This is a genomic window from Williamsia sp. MIQD14 (assembly GCF_051025635.1).
Lineage (GTDB): Bacteria > Actinomycetota > Actinomycetes > Mycobacteriales > Mycobacteriaceae > Williamsia_A.
The window spans coordinates 364,835-380,777 of the sequence record NZ_JBPFDG010000002.1; the positions used below are offsets into that span (position 1 = coordinate 364,835).

Sequence of the window (15,943 nt, forward strand, 5' to 3'; positions counted from 1 at the left end):
CGCACGGCCACGATCGAAGGGACGCCACCATGTCGACCACGTTCATCCACGGCGGAACCGTGGTGTCGTCCACCGGCGCACAGGAACTCGACGTCCTCGTCGACGGCGAGACAATCGTCGCGCTGCTGGCACCGGGGTCCACCGCACTCGGTGCCGACCTCGCGAACACCGCCGACACCGCCATCGACGCCACCGGCCGCTACGTGATCCCCGGCGGCGTCGACGCCCACACCCACATGGAGATGCCGTTCGGTGGGACGCAGGCCAGCGACACCTTCGAGACGGGCACCCGGGCCGCGGCGTGGGGCGGCACCACCACCATCGTCGATTTCGCCGTCCAGAACCCGGGGATGGCTCTGCAGGACACCCTTGCGACCTGGCACGAGAAGGCTGCGGGCACCTGCGCCGTCGACTACGGGTTCCACCAGATCATGGGCGGTGTCGACGCCGAATCTTTGAGCGCGATGGGCGAACTCGTCGCCGAGGGCGTGACGAGTTTCAAGTTGTTCATGGCCTACCCGGGTGTCTTCTACTCCGACGACGGGCAGATCCTGCGGGCGATGCAGTCCGCCGCCGACCTCGGCGCGCTGATGATGATGCACGCCGAGAACGGCATCGCCATCGACGTCCTCGTGGAGCAGGCCCTCGCACGCGGCGACACCGCGCCCTACTTCCACGGCACGTCGCGGGCCTGGCAGATGGAGGAGGAGGCGACCCACCGAGCGATCATGTTGGCCCATCTCACCGGCGCACCGCTCTACGTCGTGCACGTCTCGGCGAGACAGGCGCTCGAACAGATCGCCACCGCCCGTGGCGCCGGGCAGAACGTGTTCGCCGAGACCTGCCCGCAGTACCTCTACCTGTCCCTCGAAGAACAGTTGGGCGCACCGGGTTTCGAGGGCGCGAAGTGGGTGTGTTCGACCCCGTTGCGCCCCCGCGCAGAGGGTCACCAGGACGAGCTGTGGCGCTACATCCGCACGGGCGACGTCACCACCGTCGCCACCGACCACTGCCCGTTCTGCATGAAGGACCAGAAGGACATGGGGGTCGGGGATTTCTCGAAGATCCCCAACGGGATCGGATCGGTCGAACACCGCATCGACCTCATGTTCCAGGGCGTCAAAGACGGCAAGATCTCGCTCGAACGATGGGTGGACGTCTGCGCCACGACACCGGCGCGCATGTTCGGGATGTACCCGCGCAAGGGGATCATCTCCCCCGGCGCAGACGCTGACATCGTGATCTACGACCCGAACGGACACACCAGCATCGGGGTCGAGAAGACCCACCACATGAACATGGACTACTCGGCCTACGAGGGCTTCGAGATCGACGGCCACGTCGACACCGTCCTCTCACGCGGCCGGGTCATCATCGACGATGGCGTCTACCACGGCGCTCCGGGCCACGGTTCGTTCGTCAAACGCGGTCTGTCGCAGAACCTCATCTGACGGCCCGACAAACGGAGGCAGGCCATGGATCTCGGTGTCGTGCTGCAGTGCAATCCGCCCGCGTCGGAGGTGATCGACCTCGCGGTGCGTGCCGAACAACTCGGGTTCAGTCACGTCTGGACGTTCGACTCGCATCTGCTGTGGCAGGAGCCGTACGTCATCCACTCGGCGATCCTCGCCGCCACGGAGCGGGTGGTCGTCGGGCCGATGGTGACCAACCCCGCGACCCGCGAACCGACGGTCACGGCATCGACGTTCGCGACGCTCAACGAGATGTACGGCAACCGCACGATCTGCGGGATCGGGCGGGGCGACTCCGCGGTCCGCACCCTCGACGGTCGGCCCAGCACGTTGGCCACCCTGCGCGAGTCGATCCGGGTGATCGGTGCCCTGGGCAACTCCGGCGAGGTCGACATCGACGGGACCACCCTGCGGCTGCCGTGGAGTCACGGCTCCACTCTCGAGGTGTGGGTCGCGGCCTACGGCCCGAAGGCGCTGGCGCTGACCGGCGAGGTCGCCGACGGCTACATCCTGCAGCTCGGCGACCACGACATCGCGGTGTGGATGATCGGGCAGGTGCGGGCCGCCGCCGAACGCGCCGGGCGCGACCCCGCCGCGATCCGGTTCTGCGTCGCGGCACCGGCCTACGTCACCACCGACGACTCGCCCGGCGCGCTGGCCCACGCCCGCGAGCAGTGCCGGTGGTTCGGCGGGATGGTCGGCAACCACGTCGCCGACATCGTCGCCCGCTACGGCGCGACGTCGGAGGTCCCCGAGACCCTGACCGCCTACATCGCCGGGCGGACCGGCTACGACTACACCGAGCACGGACGCGCCGGGAACTCCCACACCACCTTCGTGCCCGACGACATCGTCGACCGGTTCTGCATCATCGGTCCGCCGGCGACCCACGTCGACCGCCTCGCCGAACTCCGCGAGCTCGGCGTCGACCAGTTCGCCGTCTACCTGCAGCACGACGCCAACGCCGCGACGCTCGAGGCGTACGGCGCGCATGTCATGCCGTCGCTCACGCGAGGCACAATGAGCGCATGACCGACGCTCACGCATTCACTCCCGACGCAGCGGCCGGCGCGCAGGTCCGCGCCGACGATCGCGCGCACGTCTTCCACTCGTGGTCGGCCCAGGCGCACATCGACCCGCTGCCGATCGCCGGCGCGCAGGGCTCGTGGTTCTGGGACTACGACGGCAACCGCTACCTCGATCTCGGTTCGCAGCTCGTCAACGCCAACGCGGGCCACGGGCACCCTGCGATCGTGGACGCGATCTGCGAGCAGGCCCGCATCCTGCCGACCATCGCGCCGTCGTTTGCCAACGACAAGCGCGGAGAACTCGCCCGACTCATCGCCGAACGCGCGCCGGGCGACCTGAACAAGGTGTTCTTCACCAACGCCGGTGCCGAGGCCAACGAACACGCCATCCGCATGGCACGGGTCGCGACCGGTCGCTCGACCGTGCTCGCCATGTACCGCAGCTACCACGGGGCATCGGGGACCACCATCGGACTGACCGGCGACCCCCGCCGCTGGCGCGCCGAACCCACCGGCAACGACGTCGCCCGGTTCTTCGGCCCGTACCCGTTTCGATCACCGTGGAACACCGACTCCATCGAGGCCGAAGGCGTCGCGGCCCTGAACCATCTGCGACAGGTGGTCGAACTGCAGGGCCCGGCGACCATCGCCGCCATCATCATCGAGACCGTCATCGGCACCAACGGCGTCATCGTCCCGCCGCCGGGGTACCTCGCAGGCGTCCGCGCGCTCTGCGACGAATACGGCATCGTCTACATCGCCGACGAGGTGATGGTCGGCTTCGGTCGCCTCGGGGAGTGGTTCGGCGTCAACGCCTTCGACGTCACCCCTGACCTCATCACCTTCGCCAAGGGCGTCAACTCGGGGTACGTGCCGCTCGGTGGTGTCGTCATCGGGTCGCGCATCGCCGACCACTTCGCCGACACCCCCTACCCCGGCGGCCTGACCTACAGCGGGCATCCGCTGGCCTGCGCCGCGGGTGTGGCGTCGATCCGGGCGTTCGAGGCCGACGGTGTCATCGACCGTGTGCGCGCGACCGGTGAGGACCTCATCCGCCCGACGCTGGAGAAGATCGCCGACAACCATCCGTCGGTGGGTGAGATCCGCGGGATGGGCTTCTTCTGGGCGATCGAACTCGTCCGCGATCCCGCGACCCGCGAGGGCCTGGTGCCGTTCAACGCCTCCGGTGCGGCCGCGGCGCCGATGACCGAACTCGTCGGCGCGTTCAAGGACCGCGGGGTGTGGCCGTTCACCCACTTCAACCGCATCCACCTCGCGCCGCCGCTGGTCACCTCCGACGACGACCTCACCCACGCGATGGGAGTTCTCGACGAGGTCCTCGACCTCGCCGATCGTCACGTGGTCTAGCCCGGCGATGAGTTCGGCGGGTCGGGCGAGTCGGTACCGGGGAGAAGCACCCGACCCGATCTCGACAGGAGCACCACCATGGCCGCCATCACCCCGTCACTCTGGTTCGACGACGACCTCGAAGACGCCCTCGAGTTCTATCGCAGCGTGTTCGACGACATGACCGTCCACCACCTCGGCAAGGCCGGTGACGCCGTCACCACCGCGAGCTTCGAGCTCCACGGCCAGCGCTTCCTCGCGATGAACGCCGGCCCGATGTTCCCGTTCACCGAGGCGGTGTCATTCACCATCGACTGCGCCGATCAGGCCGAGGCCGACCGGTACTACGACGCGCTGCTCGACGGCGGCGAGCAGTCGCAGTGCGGGTGGCTCAAGGACCGCTTCGGACTCAGCTGGCAGATCGTGCCCGCCCGCCTCCCCGAACTGCTCGCCGATCCCGACCCGGCCCGGGCGCGCGCGGCGATGGGCGCGATGATGTCGATGACCCGCATCGTCGTCGCCGACCTCGAGGCGGCCGTCGCCGCCGTGTGACCCGAGTGGGTGTTTAGTCTGGGAAAGTGACCGACCTGCAGACCCCCTCCGTCAGTGTCGCCGCCCGACTCGACCGCCTGCCGATCGTCCGTGCCCACTGGTTCGCCACCGGCGTCATCGGCCTCGGGTTGTTCTTCGATCTCTACGAGAACTTCCTCGCGGCGACGATCTCGTCGGTGCTCAAGACCGAACTCGACCTCAGCCGCACCGAGCTGAACCTGCTGCTCGGCTCGGCCTTCCTCGGGCAGTTCCTCGGTGCCGCGGTGATGGGCCGCTACGCCGACCGTGTCGGGCGGCGCCGCGCGTTCATGATCAACCTCGCGGTGTACTCGCTGTTCTCCCTGCTCGGCGCGTTCAGCCCGAACGCGACGTTCCTGGTGATCACCCGGTTCATCGCCGGCATCGGCATCGGTGCCGAGTTCGCGCTCGCCGACTCGTACCTCTCGGACCTGCTGCCCAAGAACGTCCGCGGCAAGTTCATCTCGTGGGCGTACACGATCGCGTTCTTCGGCGTACCGACCGTCGGCCTGCTCGCCCGGTGGCTCGTGCCCATGGACCCGTTCGGGATCGACGGGTGGCGGTGGCTGTTCGTCCTCGGCGCGTTCGGGTCGTTCGCGGTGTGGCTGGTCCGGCGCGGCCTACCCGAGTCGCCGCGATGGCTCGAGACGCAGGGCAGGCACGCCGAGGCCGACGAGATCTGTCGACGGTTCGAGCAGCAGGCCATCGACGCCGGGCACACCCTCGCCGACCCCGACCCACACCTGCGGGTCGCGCCGATGCAGAAGGTGTCCCCCGCCGCACTGTTCCGTCCACCGCTGCAGCGACGCACCACGATGCTGTGGATCTTGTCGATCCTCGAGGTGTTCGGCTACTACGGGTTCGGGACGCTGGCCCCGATCGTGCTGCTCGACAAGGGATTCGACCTGGTCACCTCGCTCGGTTTCGTGGCCGCGACATATCTCGGCTACCCGTTGGGGTCCGTCCTGGCGATCCCGATCGTCGAGCGCGTCGAACGCAAGTGGCTCGTGATCGGCTCGGCGGGACTGATGGCGGCGTTCGGCATCTGGTTCGGTGTCGCCGGCGCGGCGTGGGCCATCGTCGTCTCCGGGGTGCTGTACACGATGGCCAGCAACCTCTTCTCGAACGCCTACCATGTGTATCTGGCCGATTCGTACCCCACAGCCATCCGGGGCACCGCGGCCGGAGCCGCGTACTCGCTGTCGAAACTGACCACCGGTGTGCTGCCGTTCATCCTCCTGCCGTTCCTCGACGCGAACGGATCGGGGGCCGTGTTCACGCTGGTGGCCGCGGCGATGGTGGCGCTGATGATCAACGTCGCCGTCCTCGGGCACCGCAGCACCGGACTGTCCGCCGACGCGACCATCGCATCCCCCACCCCTGGAGGCACCACCCCGTGAACACCACCACCATCCGCTCCGCGGGCGTCTACGTGCTGGCGGTGCTGGTGGTCGCGCTCGCGTTCATCGGCGTCGCCGCGCTGCTCTACGACCAGGTGCCGACGGTGATGATCGTGGTGTTCCCGCTGATCATTCTGGCCGGCGGCGTCGGCGCCCTGCGCCGCACGTACACCTGCTATCGCGCGGGCGGGAAGTGGCAGGTATGGCAGGGGGCGAGTTGGCTGCTGCTGGCCTTCTTCATGATCGCGCTCACCGGCACGGGCAGTGCACTGCTGGACCGCTGACGACCACGATTCACAGCAGCGACTCGAGGATCCGGGCGGCCTCGACATGCCGCGTCGGATCGGCGCTTCCGTAGTTCAACCGGATGTAGGGCCCCGCGACCGCCGCCGGGAACCACTCGGCCCCCGGTGAGATCGACACACCCGCAGCGAGACTGCGTGCGGCGAAGACCTCCGCGTCGACATCCTCGGGCAGCCGCAACCACAGGTTCAGTCCCCCGCGTGGGATGTGGGTGATCTCCAGATGCGGTGCGTGATCACCGACCGCGGCGACCAATCGATCGCGCCGCTCGGTGAGTTCCCGTCGCAGTCGGGTGCAGTGGGTACGCCACGCCGGCCGCGTCACCACGTCGAGCGCGGCGCGCTGCAGGATCGGTGACACGTAGAGGTCGCTGACGGCGAGGGCGTTGGAGATCCGCGCACGAGCCGGGCCGCGGGCGATCACCGCCGCGACCCGCAGCGCCAGCGACGCCGACTTGGTGAGCGACCGGATGTAGACGACGTGACCGTCGGTGTCATCGGCGGCCACCGGCGCCACCGGGGCGTCGATGGCGAAATCGTGGGCCCAGTCGTCCTCGACGAGGAACCCGCGCCGGTCGGCGACGACGTCGAGGACCGCCCGTCGTTCGTCGGGGGTCCACAGCGCGCCGGTCGGATTCGCGAAGTTGGGTTGCGCGTAGAACAGGCGCGCACCCGAGGACCGCATGGCCTCGTCGAGGTCGTCGGCCGACGGCGCGCGGGTGGTCCGCGCCACCGGCACGATCACCAGACCCGCCTGCCGTGCCGCGGCGATCGCACCCCAGTAGGTGGGCGACTCCATCACGATGGCCTCCCCCGGACCGGCGAGCGCCCGGAACACCGCCGACAACGCGCTCTGCCCGCCGGAGGTGATGACGGCGTCGGAATCACGCCACGGCAGGCCCCGGCCCCCGCCGGACACACCGTCGGCGGACAACTCCCGCACGAACCACGCCCGCAGGTCGGCCACCCCGGTGACCGACGGTCGGTCGAAGGCCTCGTCCGACCGCGCCGCCCGCGTCAAGGCCGACCGCACGTCCCGCATCGGCATCAGGTCGATCGACGGGTATCCCCCGTGCATGGCGATCGTGTCCGGGTCGATGCCGCGCAGCGTCGAGCCGATCGGCGAGGGACCGCTGCGTTCGGGACCGAGTGCCGTCGTCTGCCAGTCGACGTCGAGGGTCCGCCGAGCAACCGGGGGGCGGGTGACGAAATTCCCTGCCCCAGGGCGGGTCTCGACGGACCCCTCGGCCACCAGGTGACCGATGGCCTTCTGCACGGTGACCGGTCCGGCACCGAACCTCCGGGCCAACATCCGCGTCGACGGCAGCCGCCCGCCGGGCCCCGACTCGGCGACCACACCACGGAGGTGACGCACGATCCGCGCACTGCTATCGTCTTCCATGAGTACAGATAATAGCGCTATCGCGAGTCCGGCCTCGCCGCTATCGCCGTTGCGCTCCTCGGGCATCGCCTTCGGTTTCCTCGGTGTGCTGGCGTTCTCGTTCACCGTCCCCTTCACCCGCATCGCGGTCGAAGGCCTGCACCCACTGTTCGTCGGCACCGCCCGTGCGGTCGTCGCCGGCGTGCTGGCCGCCATCGCCCTGTTCGTCACCCGGAGCCGCGCCCCCCGCCGCGCCCAGTGGGCACGGTTGGTCGTGATCGCCGTCGGCATCGTCGCCGGCTTCCCGGTCCTGACATCGCTGGCGCTGCAGACGACCACCGCGGGCCACAGTGCGGTCATCATCGGGCTGTTGCCCGCGGTCACCGCGTCGGTCGTCGTGATCCGCACCGGCGAGCGGCCGGGGCGTCGATTCTGGACGTTCAGCGCGGTCGGTGCGGTCGCGGTCGTCGCGTACTCGCTCGCCGCGCACGGTGCGCTGTCGGCGCCGACGATCGGCGACCTCTACCTGTTGGGTGCGGTCGTCCTCGCCGCGATCGGGTACGCCGAGGGTGGTCTGATGGCCCGCGAGATCGGCGCCTGGCAGACCATCAGCTGGGCGCTGGTCGCGGCACTGCCCGTGATGGTCACCGCCACGGCGATCGAATGGGTCCTGGACCCTCCCCACGCCACCGCCGGCCAGTGGTCGGCGTTCGCCTACCTCGGTGTCGTGAGCATGTTTCTCGGGTTCTTCGCCTGGTACCGCGGGCTGGCGTTGGGACCGATGACCGCGGTCAGTCAGGTGCAGTTGGTCCAACCGATCCTGAGCCTGGTGTGGTCGGCGGCGCTGCTCGGCGAACCCGTGACGGCGGCGATGATCGTCGGCGGCGCCGTGATCATCGGATGTGCGCGCGGCGCGGTACGCAGTCGCGCCCGGGCTACTGGATCGGTGAATCCGGCGGCGCCACACCGAACTGCGGCGATTCCTCGATCGCGCCCACTCCCCGTATCGCGGTGAGTGCGTGGCGGACGTCGGGCGCCATCGTCCCGGAGATGATGCCGATGGCCGCGTGTACCTGCGTCACCTGGACCCCGCTGGCGCGCACCGCGGCGACCACCTCGTCGATGGAGGCGAGGTGGTCGTCGTCGACGGTGATGGTGACCTCGGGCATGGGCGAGATCCTACGGAATTCGTCCGGGTCTAGGGGGCCAGGACCAGTCCCGCGCCCACATCCGACGCGGCGGCGTCGAGCCGGACCGTCTGCTGGGTGAGCGTCGACCACAGGTCGCGCCCGCGGCGCCCCGTGCTCTGCGCCCACAGCGCGGCGAGGCCCGCCACGTGCGGCGTCGCCATGCTGGTGCCGCTGATGGTGTTGTAGCGCTGCGGATCCACGGCCACCGGCCACGACGAGTAGACGTCGACACCGGGCGCCGCGACGTCGACGCCACCCCCGTCGACAGCACTGCTGCGCGCCGAGAACGGGGCGACGGCGAGTGCGGTGTCGACCGCGGCGATCGCCATGATCGACGGACTGTTCGCGGGGACACCGACGAACCCGGGGTCGGTGGGACGGTTCGCGTTGTTGCCCGCCGCGGCCACGATGAGGGTGCCTGCGGCCAGGGCGCGGCGGCCCACGGTCTCGTACGCCTGCGACACCTGGTTCACGTCGGCTCCCAATGACATCGACACCACGTGGACGCCGTTGGCCAGCGCCCAGTTCAGTCCCGCGAGGATCCCCGCGTCGGGGCCGCCGCCGTCGTTCGAGAGCACCTTGCCGACGAAGATCTCCGCCTCGAAGGCGATGCCGTAGCGACGTCCGGTCGTGGGGCGCTGCGGACCGCACGACGTCCCGACGCAGTGGGTGCCGTGCCCGTGGCCGTCCTGCGGCTGCTCTCCGGACACGAACGACTGCGCCGTGATCGCCCGACCCACGAGGTCGGGGTGGGTCAGGTCGACGCCGGTGTCGAGCACCGCGACCTTGATGCCGGCCCCGGTCGCCGTCGACGCGGGCACACGCGTGGCCTGCAGTCCCCACGTGAACTCGTCGGTGTCGGCGAACGGACCGGTCGGTGCGGTCGTGGCGACACCCGCTCCGGTGAGACGGTCGGTGAGGTCGCTGACACCGTCACGATAGCCGCGCAGGTAGTCCGGCGACGCGGTCCGGATCCGTTGCACGCGTTCGGGTTCGATGAACCTGATGGACCCCTCGGGTGAGCACTGGGCGTCGAGCGCGGCCAGCTGATCGGCATCGGCGTCGACGATCGCGACACCGAGTTCGGCGAACACCGTGGCCTGCGCCGAGCGGCTCTGGTCGACGTCGAGCACCTGCCCGGCGAAGTCGCGCGTGGAGGCGACCTCCGAGAAGCCGGCCACCGAACGCAAAGTGGTTGCGTAGGTGTCACTTCCGTCGCCGGGGGCGAAGACCACGATCCGACGCCCAGTGTCGCCTGCACCGGCGGTGGCTGTGTTCTCGATCATCGATTCCCCTTGTCGATCGGCGGCGCCGCATCGCGCACGCAGCAAGTCATGAGCTGATGCACATACCCTAATGTGTCGCTCCGACAACGCAGCTGCGTCGAAGGATCGAGTAGGTTGGCACCCATCGCGGGCCTCTCCACGGTCGGCGGACCCACCGAAACAAAGGATGCACGACGATGCCCCTGCACGGCCTTCTCGGAAAAGCGGCGACCACGGTGGTGACCGGCGCGGTCGGCGCGGCCGCCTACGACCTGGCCCGCAAGGCCGTCGCGAAGTCCTCGCCCCGCGACACCGCGGTGGTCCTCACCTCGTGGGGCCTGCGCGGGACCCGCAGGGCCGAGGCCGCCGCCGAGAACGCAAGGCTCGCGGTCGCCGACGTCGTGGCCGAGGCGAAGGGCCGGATCGGCGAGGAGGTCACCCCGCCCGGGACGGCCGACGCCGGCCACAGTCACGAACACTGAGTCGGCCGCACCCGTGACATCCCCGGCCGTCCTGTCCGACGCCGCCGGTCGGCTGCGTCTCCGTGTCGACTGGTTACGCGGCACCACCACCGGCGCGGTGGCCATCGAGGAGGCGGCGCTGCGACTCACCGGTGTCCGCGCCGTGCACGCCTATCCCCGATCGGCGTCGGTGGTGGTCTGGTATCGCCCCGGGCAGGTCGCCGTCGCCGAGGTGCTCGCCGCAGTCATCGCCGCCCGCGACACCCCCACCGATGTGCTCCCCGCCCGTGCCCCGTACTCCGCGGAGGTCGCCGGTGGCGACATCGTGCGCATGAGCATCGGCGGCATCGCGTTGGTGCTGCTGGGTGTCCGACGCTACGGGCTGCGCCGCCCGCCGCTGCTGGGTCCGACCAGTCGACTGGCTGCCACCGGCGTCACCATCGTGACCGGGTATCCGTTCCTGCGCGGCGCGTTGCGATCGCTGCGGGGCGGGCGCGCGGCGGGTACCGACGCCCTCGTGTCGGCGGCGACGGTGGCCAGCCTGCTGTTGCGCGAGAACGTCGTCGCCCTGACGGTGTTGTGGCTGCTCAACATCGGCGAGTTCCTCCAGGACCTCACGTTGCGCCGCACCCGTCGCGCCATCTCCGACCTCCTGCGCGGCAATCAGGACACGGCCTGGGTCCGTGGCGCCGACGGCATCGAGGTCCAGGTCGGCATCGAGACCCTGCAGGTCGGTGACGAGGTCGTCGTGCACGATCACATCGCGGTCCCCATCGACGGTGTCGTCGTCGACGGCGACGCCCTGGTCGACCAGTCGGCGATCACGGGCGAGAGCCTGCCGGTCGCGGTCGCCCACGGTCACACGATCTTCGCGGGCTCGGTGGTGGTGACCGGTCGCCTGGTGCTCCGGGCGCAGGCCGTCGGCGACAACACGACGATCGGGCGCATCATCTCCCGGGTCGAGGAGGCCCAGCACGACCGTGCACAGATCCAGACCGTCGGCGAGAACTTCTCCCGCCGTTTCGTCCCCGCGTCGTTCGCGGTGTCGGCGTTGACGTTCGCCCTCACCCTCGACGTGCGCCGCGCGATGACGATGCTGCTCATCGCGTGCCCGTGCGCGGTCGGACTCGCCACCCCCACCGCGATCAGTGCCGCCATCGGCAACGGCGCCCGCCGCGGCATCCTGATCAAGGGCGGTTCACATCTCGAGCGGGCCGGCCGGTTCGACGCCGTCGTGTTCGACAAGACCGGAACGCTGACACAGGGCCGGCCTGTCGTCACCAACGTCGTCTCGTTCCACGACGCGTGGCAGCCCGAACAGGTGCTGGCCTACGCGGCCAGCTCGGAGATCCACTCCCGACATCCGTTGGCCGAGGCCGTGATCCGTTCCACCGAGGAGCGTGCGATCGCCATCCCGCCGCACGAGGAGTGCGAGGTGCTCGTGGGGTTGGGCATGCGGACCCGCGCCGACGGGCGCACCCTGCTGCTGGGCAGCCCGTCGTTCCTGTCGGGCGAGGGTGTCGCGGTGACCGAGGACGCCGACCGCTGGGTGGACAATCTCCGCGGACGCGCCGAGACCCCGCTGTTGCTCGCCGTCGACGGCGAACTCGTCGGACTCATCAGCCTGCGTGACGAGGTCCGCGCCGAGGCGGCGGAGGTGATCGATGAACTCCGCGCGGTCGGGGTGACGCGCATCGTCATGCTCACCGGCGACCATCCGGTGACCGCCGCCGCGGTCGCCGCCGAACTGGGGATCGACGAGTGGCGCGCCGAGGTGTTGCCCGACGACAAGCTCGAGGCGGTGCGGGCACTACAGGACGAGGGCCACGTGGTGGCAGTTGTCGGCGACGGCATCAACGACGCGCCGGCGCTCGCCGCGGCCGACATCGGGATCGCGATGGGGCTCGGTGGCACCGATGTCGCGGTCGAGGCGGCCGACATCGCGTTGGCCGGCGACGATCTGCGGCGTCTGGTCGACGTGCGCGAACTCGGCGGCCGCACCGTCGATCTCATCGGTCAGAACTACGGGATGTCGATCGCGGTGAACGCGGTGGGACTGCTCGTCGGCGCGGGCGGGGCGTTGTCGCCGGTGCTGGCGGCGATCCTGCACAACGCGTCGTCCGTGGCGGTGGTGACCAACAGTTCGCGGCTCATCCGCCACCGGCTCGATCCGGCGACGGTCTGACGCAGTACCTCAGCCGACGGCGTCGAGCAGTCGTTCGAGGAACGGCCGTTGCGAGGCGAGGATCTTGGTGTGTGCGGTCGGCAGGTCGAACCACTCGACGCGGTCGATCTCGGGGAAGCTCTGCAGTGTCCCCGACCGCGGCGGCCACTCGATCTCGAAGGTGTTGCTGACCGCGACGGTCACGTCGATGTCGCCGGCGACGGCCCATGCGGTGACGATCTTGCCGCTCGACTGCCGGACCTCGCCGAGGTCGACCGCAGGGCCGTCGGGCACCGCGATGCCGACCTCTTCGAGGAACTCGCGTCGGGCCGCGTCGAGGGGATCCTCGTCGGTGTACTCGCCCTTGGGGATCGACCAGCACCCGTCGTCCTTGCGGACGTAGAACGGTCCGCCGGGATGCCCGAGCAGGACCTCGAGCCCGGTGCCGGTGCCGCGGTGGATCAGGAGGCCGGCGCTACGCCGGGGCATGCAGGTCGCTCACGGGGGCGGGCGGTGCTGCGGCAGGCACCGGACCGACATCGCGCAGCGAGATCATCGAGCCGACGATGACCGCCGCCACCGGGGAGACGACACCCCACGACCCCACCGCGGTGAGGACGATCACAGTCAGCATCGCATCATCCTGAACTGCCGCCGCCCGTGGACCAAATCCGACGTCGGCGCGTCGAACTCACAGTTCCTCGCGTGACGGATAGGAGTCGATGGTGCCCACCGCACCGACCGACACCGACGCCGCGGCGACGGCGTCGGCGACAGCGGCGGCCATCGACGCTCCCGTCGCCAGACGGCCCGCGAGGACGCCGACGAAAAGGTCTCCGGCCCCGGTGCTGTCGACGACCTGCACCGTCGGCGCCGGGGTGTGCCCGCTGCCGCCCCCGGTGACCCACACCGCCCCTGCTGCGCCGAGGGTCGCGACGACGCTGCGCGCACCGTGCGCGAGGAGCGAGGCCGCGGCGGTGGTGACCGACGCGATGTCGCCGACCTCGTGGCCGGTGAGGGCGCCGAGTTCGTGTTCGTTGACGACCACCGGGTCGCAGCGCTGCAGCGTCGGAGTCGACACCGGCCCCGCGGGAGCGGCGTTGAGCACGAACCTGCCGCGGGTGTGGGTGGCGGTGTCGTCGACGACGCTCGGCGGGATCTCGAGCTGACACACCACGACGGCCGCCGCGCCGACGCGGGCCACCTCGGAGTCGTCGAGGGTGTCCCAGGCCTGGTTGGCTCCGCCGACCACGACGATCGTGTTCTCTCCGTCGGCGACCGTGATGTGGGCCGCGCCGCTCTCGTGGCCGTCGACGGCGCGCAGCATCGCGGCGTCGACGCCGTGATCGCGCAGGCCCGCACGGAGGAAGTCGCCGTGGGCGTCGGTGCCGACCCGCCCGATGAAGGCGACGTCGTCGGCGACGATGCGGGCGGCCACGGCCTGGTTGGCCCCCTTGCCGCCGACGTTGCGCCGCGACGCCGTGGCCAGAACGGTCTCTCCCGGGCGCGGGATCCGTTCGACCTCGGCCACGTCGTCGACGTTGATCGACCCGACCACGACCACGCTCGGGGTGTCGTCCGCTGCGCCCGCCATGGGAGCGATCATGCCCGTTCACCGCGGGAGTGCCGCGCAGTAGTGTCGACCGGGAGGATCGCAGGTAGGCACAGACCGACAGGGGTGCAGCGTGGACGTCGACGTCATCGTCGTGGGAGCGGGTCTGGCCGGACTCGTCGCAGCCCACGAACTCACCAGTGTCGGGCACCGCGTCGCGCTGCTCGATCAGGAGAACGCCGAGAACCTCGGTGGCCAGGCCTGGTGGTCGTTCGGCGGGCTGTTCTTCGTCGACAGCCCCGAACAGCGCCGACTACGCGTGAAGGACTCGTTCGACCTGGCCTGGCAGGACTGGCGCAACAGCGCTCGATTCGACCGGCTCGACGACGAGGACTCGTGGGCCGTGCAGTGGGCCCGCGCGTATGTCGAGTTCGCCGCCGGCGAGAAGCGTCCGTGGCTCGACGGCCACGGCGTGAAGTTCCTGCCGACCGTCGGGTGGGCCGAACGCGGCGGTCTGCGCGCAGATGCGCACGGGAACTCGGTGCCCCGTTTCCACGTGGCGTGGGGTACCGGCACCGGCGTCGTCGAGCCGTTCATCGCCCACGCGCATCGAGCCGCCGCGGCGGGCACCCTGACCTTCCATCACCGACACCGCGTCGACGCGATCATCCGCGAGGGCGGCGCGGTGGTGGGCGTCAGCGGCACCGTGCTCGCACCCGATCGCGCGGTGCGCGGCGCGCCCACCTCGCGAGAGGTGGTCGGCGACTTCGCGTTGCGGGCGCAGGCGGTGGTCGTGACGACCGGCGGTATCGGCGGCAACCACGATCTGGTGCGCAAGTTCTGGCCGGAGCGGCTCGGCACCGCGCCGTCGACGATGATCACCGGTGTCCCGGAGTACGTCGACGGCCGGATGCTCGACATCGCCGAGAAGGCCGGCGCGCGTCTCGTGAACCGGGATCGGATGTGGCACTACACCGAGGGCGTCCAGAACTGGGATCCCATCTGGGCGTCGCACGGGATCCGGATCCTGCCGGGGCCCTCCTCGATGTGGTTCGACGCCCTCGGTCGACGACTCCCCGATCCGTGTCTGCCCGGCTTCGACACCCTCGCCACCCTCAAGCACCTGCGCACGACTCCCGACATCGCCGAGCACGACCATTCGTGGTTCATCCTCAACCAGCGGATCATCGCCAAGGAGTTCGCGCTGTCGGGGTCGGAGCAGAACCCCGACATCACCGGCAAGAGCAAGATCGCGATGGCCCGCGAGCGTCTGCGTTCGTCGGCACCGGGACCGGTCGACGCGTTCCTGCGCCGGGGGGCCGATTTCGTCGTCGCCGACACCCTCGAGGAGTTGGTGGCAGGGATGAACAAGCTCACCGACACCGAGCTGCTCGACTCGTTGGCGATCCGCGAGCAGATCGAGGCCCGCGATTCGCAGCTCGACAACGCCTACAGCAAGGACAGCCAGATCATGGCCATCCGCAACTCACGGGCGTTCATCGGTGAGCGGCTCGGCCGCACCGCGGCACCCGGCAAGATCCTCGATCCCGAGGACGGCCCGCTGATCGGCGTCAAGCTCCACGTGGTCACCCGGAAGTCGTTGGGCGGCATTCAAACCGACCTCGATGCGCGCGTTCTCGATTCCGACGGTGTCGCGATCGACGGCCTGTACGCGGCCGGGGAGGCCGCCGGCTTCGGCGGCGGCGGGGTGCACGGTTACAACTCGTTGGAGGGCACGTTCCTCGGTGGCTGCCTGTTCTCGGGGCGCACCGCCGGACGCGCCGCCGCATCTGCTCTGGGAGGGAACTGAC

The 15,943-nt window shown here is 70.0% G+C and carries 16 protein-coding genes; 10 read left to right on the forward strand and 6 right to left on the reverse strand.

What is annotated here, in order from left to right; translation table 11 throughout:
* Positions 1-29: 29 nt before the first annotated feature.
* The 6 genes from hydA (at position 30) to ACQ7HM_RS09270 (ending at position 6,101) form a co-directional block, all read left to right on the forward strand.
* Entirely contained in the window at positions 30-1,451 is a 1,422-nt protein-coding gene (gene hydA / locus ACQ7HM_RS09245) for a dihydropyrimidinase (RefSeq protein ID WP_434215967.1), read from the forward strand.
* A 24-nt stretch (positions 1,452-1,475) separates the two neighbouring features.
* Positions 1,476-2,504: a TIGR03842 family LLM class F420-dependent oxidoreductase gene (locus ACQ7HM_RS09250; protein ID WP_434215968.1), complete on the forward strand. Its 1,029-nt coding sequence runs from the start codon at positions 1,476-1,478 to the stop codon at positions 2,502-2,504.
* A complete protein-coding gene (locus ACQ7HM_RS09255; RefSeq protein ID WP_434215969.1) occupies positions 2,501-3,868 on the forward strand; it encodes an aspartate aminotransferase family protein in 1,368 nt (455 codons plus the stop codon). The genes ACQ7HM_RS09250 and ACQ7HM_RS09255 overlap by 4 nt, the downstream gene beginning before the upstream one ends.
* A 78-nt stretch (positions 3,869-3,946) precedes the next feature.
* On the forward strand, positions 3,947-4,399 hold the full coding sequence (locus ACQ7HM_RS09260; RefSeq protein WP_434215970.1) for a VOC family protein: 453 nt from the start codon (positions 3,947-3,949) through the stop codon (positions 4,397-4,399).
* 26 nt (positions 4,400-4,425) lie between these two features.
* Positions 4,426-5,817, forward strand: a complete 1,392-nt coding sequence (locus tag ACQ7HM_RS09265; protein WP_434215971.1) for an MFS transporter — start codon at positions 4,426-4,428, stop codon at positions 5,815-5,817.
* Positions 5,814-6,101 (forward strand): hypothetical protein, encoded by a 288-nt coding sequence (locus ACQ7HM_RS09270; RefSeq protein WP_434215972.1) that lies wholly within the window; start codon positions 5,814-5,816, stop codon positions 6,099-6,101. Before ACQ7HM_RS09265 ends, ACQ7HM_RS09270 begins: the two co-directional genes overlap by 4 nt.
* A 10-nt stretch (positions 6,102-6,111) precedes the next feature.
* On the opposite strand, the gene ACQ7HM_RS09275 is transcribed toward ACQ7HM_RS09270, so the two are convergent.
* On the reverse strand, positions 6,112-7,521 hold the full coding sequence (locus tag ACQ7HM_RS09275) for a PLP-dependent aminotransferase family protein (RefSeq protein ID WP_434215973.1): 1,410 nt from the start codon (positions 7,519-7,521) through the stop codon (positions 6,112-6,114).
* Here ACQ7HM_RS09275 and ACQ7HM_RS09280 point away from each other — a divergent pair.
* Positions 7,520-8,515 carry a DMT family transporter gene (locus ACQ7HM_RS09280; protein WP_434215974.1) on the forward strand — a complete coding sequence of 332 codons (996 nt, stop codon included), beginning with the start codon at positions 7,520-7,522 and terminating at the stop codon, positions 8,513-8,515. The two genes, ACQ7HM_RS09275 and ACQ7HM_RS09280, sit on opposite strands and share 2 nt — an antisense overlap.
* Here the strand turns inward: ACQ7HM_RS09280 and ACQ7HM_RS09285 are convergent.
* Both ACQ7HM_RS09285 and ACQ7HM_RS09290 read right to left on the reverse strand, forming a co-directional pair.
* A complete protein-coding gene (locus ACQ7HM_RS09285) occupies positions 8,436-8,669 on the reverse strand; it encodes a hypothetical protein (protein WP_434215975.1) in 234 nt (77 codons plus the stop codon). The two genes, ACQ7HM_RS09280 and ACQ7HM_RS09285, sit on opposite strands and share 80 nt — an antisense overlap.
* Before the next feature lie 29 nt (positions 8,670-8,698).
* A complete protein-coding gene (locus ACQ7HM_RS09290; protein WP_434215976.1) occupies positions 8,699-9,976 on the reverse strand; it encodes a S8 family serine peptidase in 1,278 nt (425 codons plus the stop codon).
* A 176-nt stretch (positions 9,977-10,152) separates the two neighbouring features.
* On the opposite strand from ACQ7HM_RS09290, the gene ACQ7HM_RS09295 reads away from it, so the two are divergent.
* Positions 10,153-10,437 (forward strand): DUF1490 family protein, encoded by a 285-nt coding sequence (locus tag ACQ7HM_RS09295; protein WP_434215977.1) that lies wholly within the window; start codon positions 10,153-10,155, stop codon positions 10,435-10,437.
* A 13-nt stretch (positions 10,438-10,450) separates the two neighbouring features.
* On the forward strand, positions 10,451-12,601 hold the full coding sequence (locus ACQ7HM_RS09300) for a heavy metal translocating P-type ATPase (RefSeq protein ID WP_434215978.1): 2,151 nt from the start codon (positions 10,451-10,453) through the stop codon (positions 12,599-12,601).
* A 9-nt stretch (positions 12,602-12,610) separates the two neighbouring features.
* On the opposite strand, the gene ACQ7HM_RS09305 is transcribed toward ACQ7HM_RS09300, so the two are convergent.
* The 3 genes from ACQ7HM_RS09305 to ACQ7HM_RS09315 are packed head-to-tail and all read right to left on the reverse strand — an operon-like array spanning position 12,611 to position 14,174.
* On the reverse strand, positions 12,611-13,069 hold the full coding sequence (locus ACQ7HM_RS09305; RefSeq protein ID WP_434215979.1) for an NUDIX domain-containing protein: 459 nt from the start codon (positions 13,067-13,069) through the stop codon (positions 12,611-12,613).
* A complete protein-coding gene (locus ACQ7HM_RS09310; protein ID WP_434215980.1) occupies positions 13,056-13,214 on the reverse strand; it encodes a hypothetical protein in 159 nt (52 codons plus the stop codon). Before ACQ7HM_RS09310 ends, ACQ7HM_RS09305 begins: the two co-directional genes overlap by 14 nt.
* Before the next feature lie 57 nt (positions 13,215-13,271).
* Positions 13,272-14,174, reverse strand: a complete 903-nt coding sequence (locus ACQ7HM_RS09315) for a ribokinase (RefSeq protein WP_434215981.1) — start codon at positions 14,172-14,174, stop codon at positions 13,272-13,274.
* Positions 14,175-14,265: 91 nt separating this feature from the next.
* On the opposite strand from ACQ7HM_RS09315, the gene ACQ7HM_RS09320 reads away from it, so the two are divergent.
* Entirely contained in the window at positions 14,266-15,942 is a 1,677-nt protein-coding gene (locus tag ACQ7HM_RS09320) for an FAD-binding dehydrogenase (protein WP_434215982.1), read from the forward strand.
* Position 15,943: the final 1 nt, after the last annotated feature.

Coding starts and splice junctions, on each gene's coding strand:
- ACQ7HM_RS09280 (WP_434215974.1), top strand. CDS start 7,520: ATGAGTACAGATAATAGCGCTATCGCGAGTCCGGCCTCGCCGCTATCG.
- ACQ7HM_RS09260 (WP_434215970.1), top strand. CDS start 3,947: ATGGCCGCCATCACCCCGTCACTCTGGTTCGACGACGACCTCGAAGAC.
- ACQ7HM_RS09285 (WP_434215975.1), bottom strand. CDS start 8,669: ATGCCCGAGGTCACCATCACCGTCGACGACGACCACCTCGCCTCCATC.
- ACQ7HM_RS09290 (WP_434215976.1), bottom strand. CDS start 9,976: ATGATCGAGAACACAGCCACCGCCGGTGCAGGCGACACTGGGCGTCGG.
- ACQ7HM_RS09250 (WP_434215968.1), top strand. CDS start 1,476: ATGGATCTCGGTGTCGTGCTGCAGTGCAATCCGCCCGCGTCGGAGGTG.
- ACQ7HM_RS09275 (WP_434215973.1), bottom strand. CDS start 7,521: ATGGAAGACGATAGCAGTGCGCGGATCGTGCGTCACCTCCGTGGTGTG.
- hydA (WP_434215967.1), top strand. CDS start 30: ATGTCGACCACGTTCATCCACGGCGGAACCGTGGTGTCGTCCACCGGC.
- ACQ7HM_RS09315 (WP_434215981.1), bottom strand. CDS start 14,174: ATGGCGGGCGCAGCGGACGACACCCCGAGCGTGGTCGTGGTCGGGTCG.
- ACQ7HM_RS09310 (WP_434215980.1), bottom strand. CDS start 13,214: ATGCTGACTGTGATCGTCCTCACCGCGGTGGGGTCGTGGGGTGTCGTC.
- ACQ7HM_RS09295 (WP_434215977.1), top strand. CDS start 10,153: ATGCCCCTGCACGGCCTTCTCGGAAAAGCGGCGACCACGGTGGTGACC.
- ACQ7HM_RS09305 (WP_434215979.1), bottom strand. CDS start 13,069: ATGCCCCGGCGTAGCGCCGGCCTCCTGATCCACCGCGGCACCGGCACC.
- ACQ7HM_RS09255 (WP_434215969.1), top strand. CDS start 2,501: ATGACCGACGCTCACGCATTCACTCCCGACGCAGCGGCCGGCGCGCAG.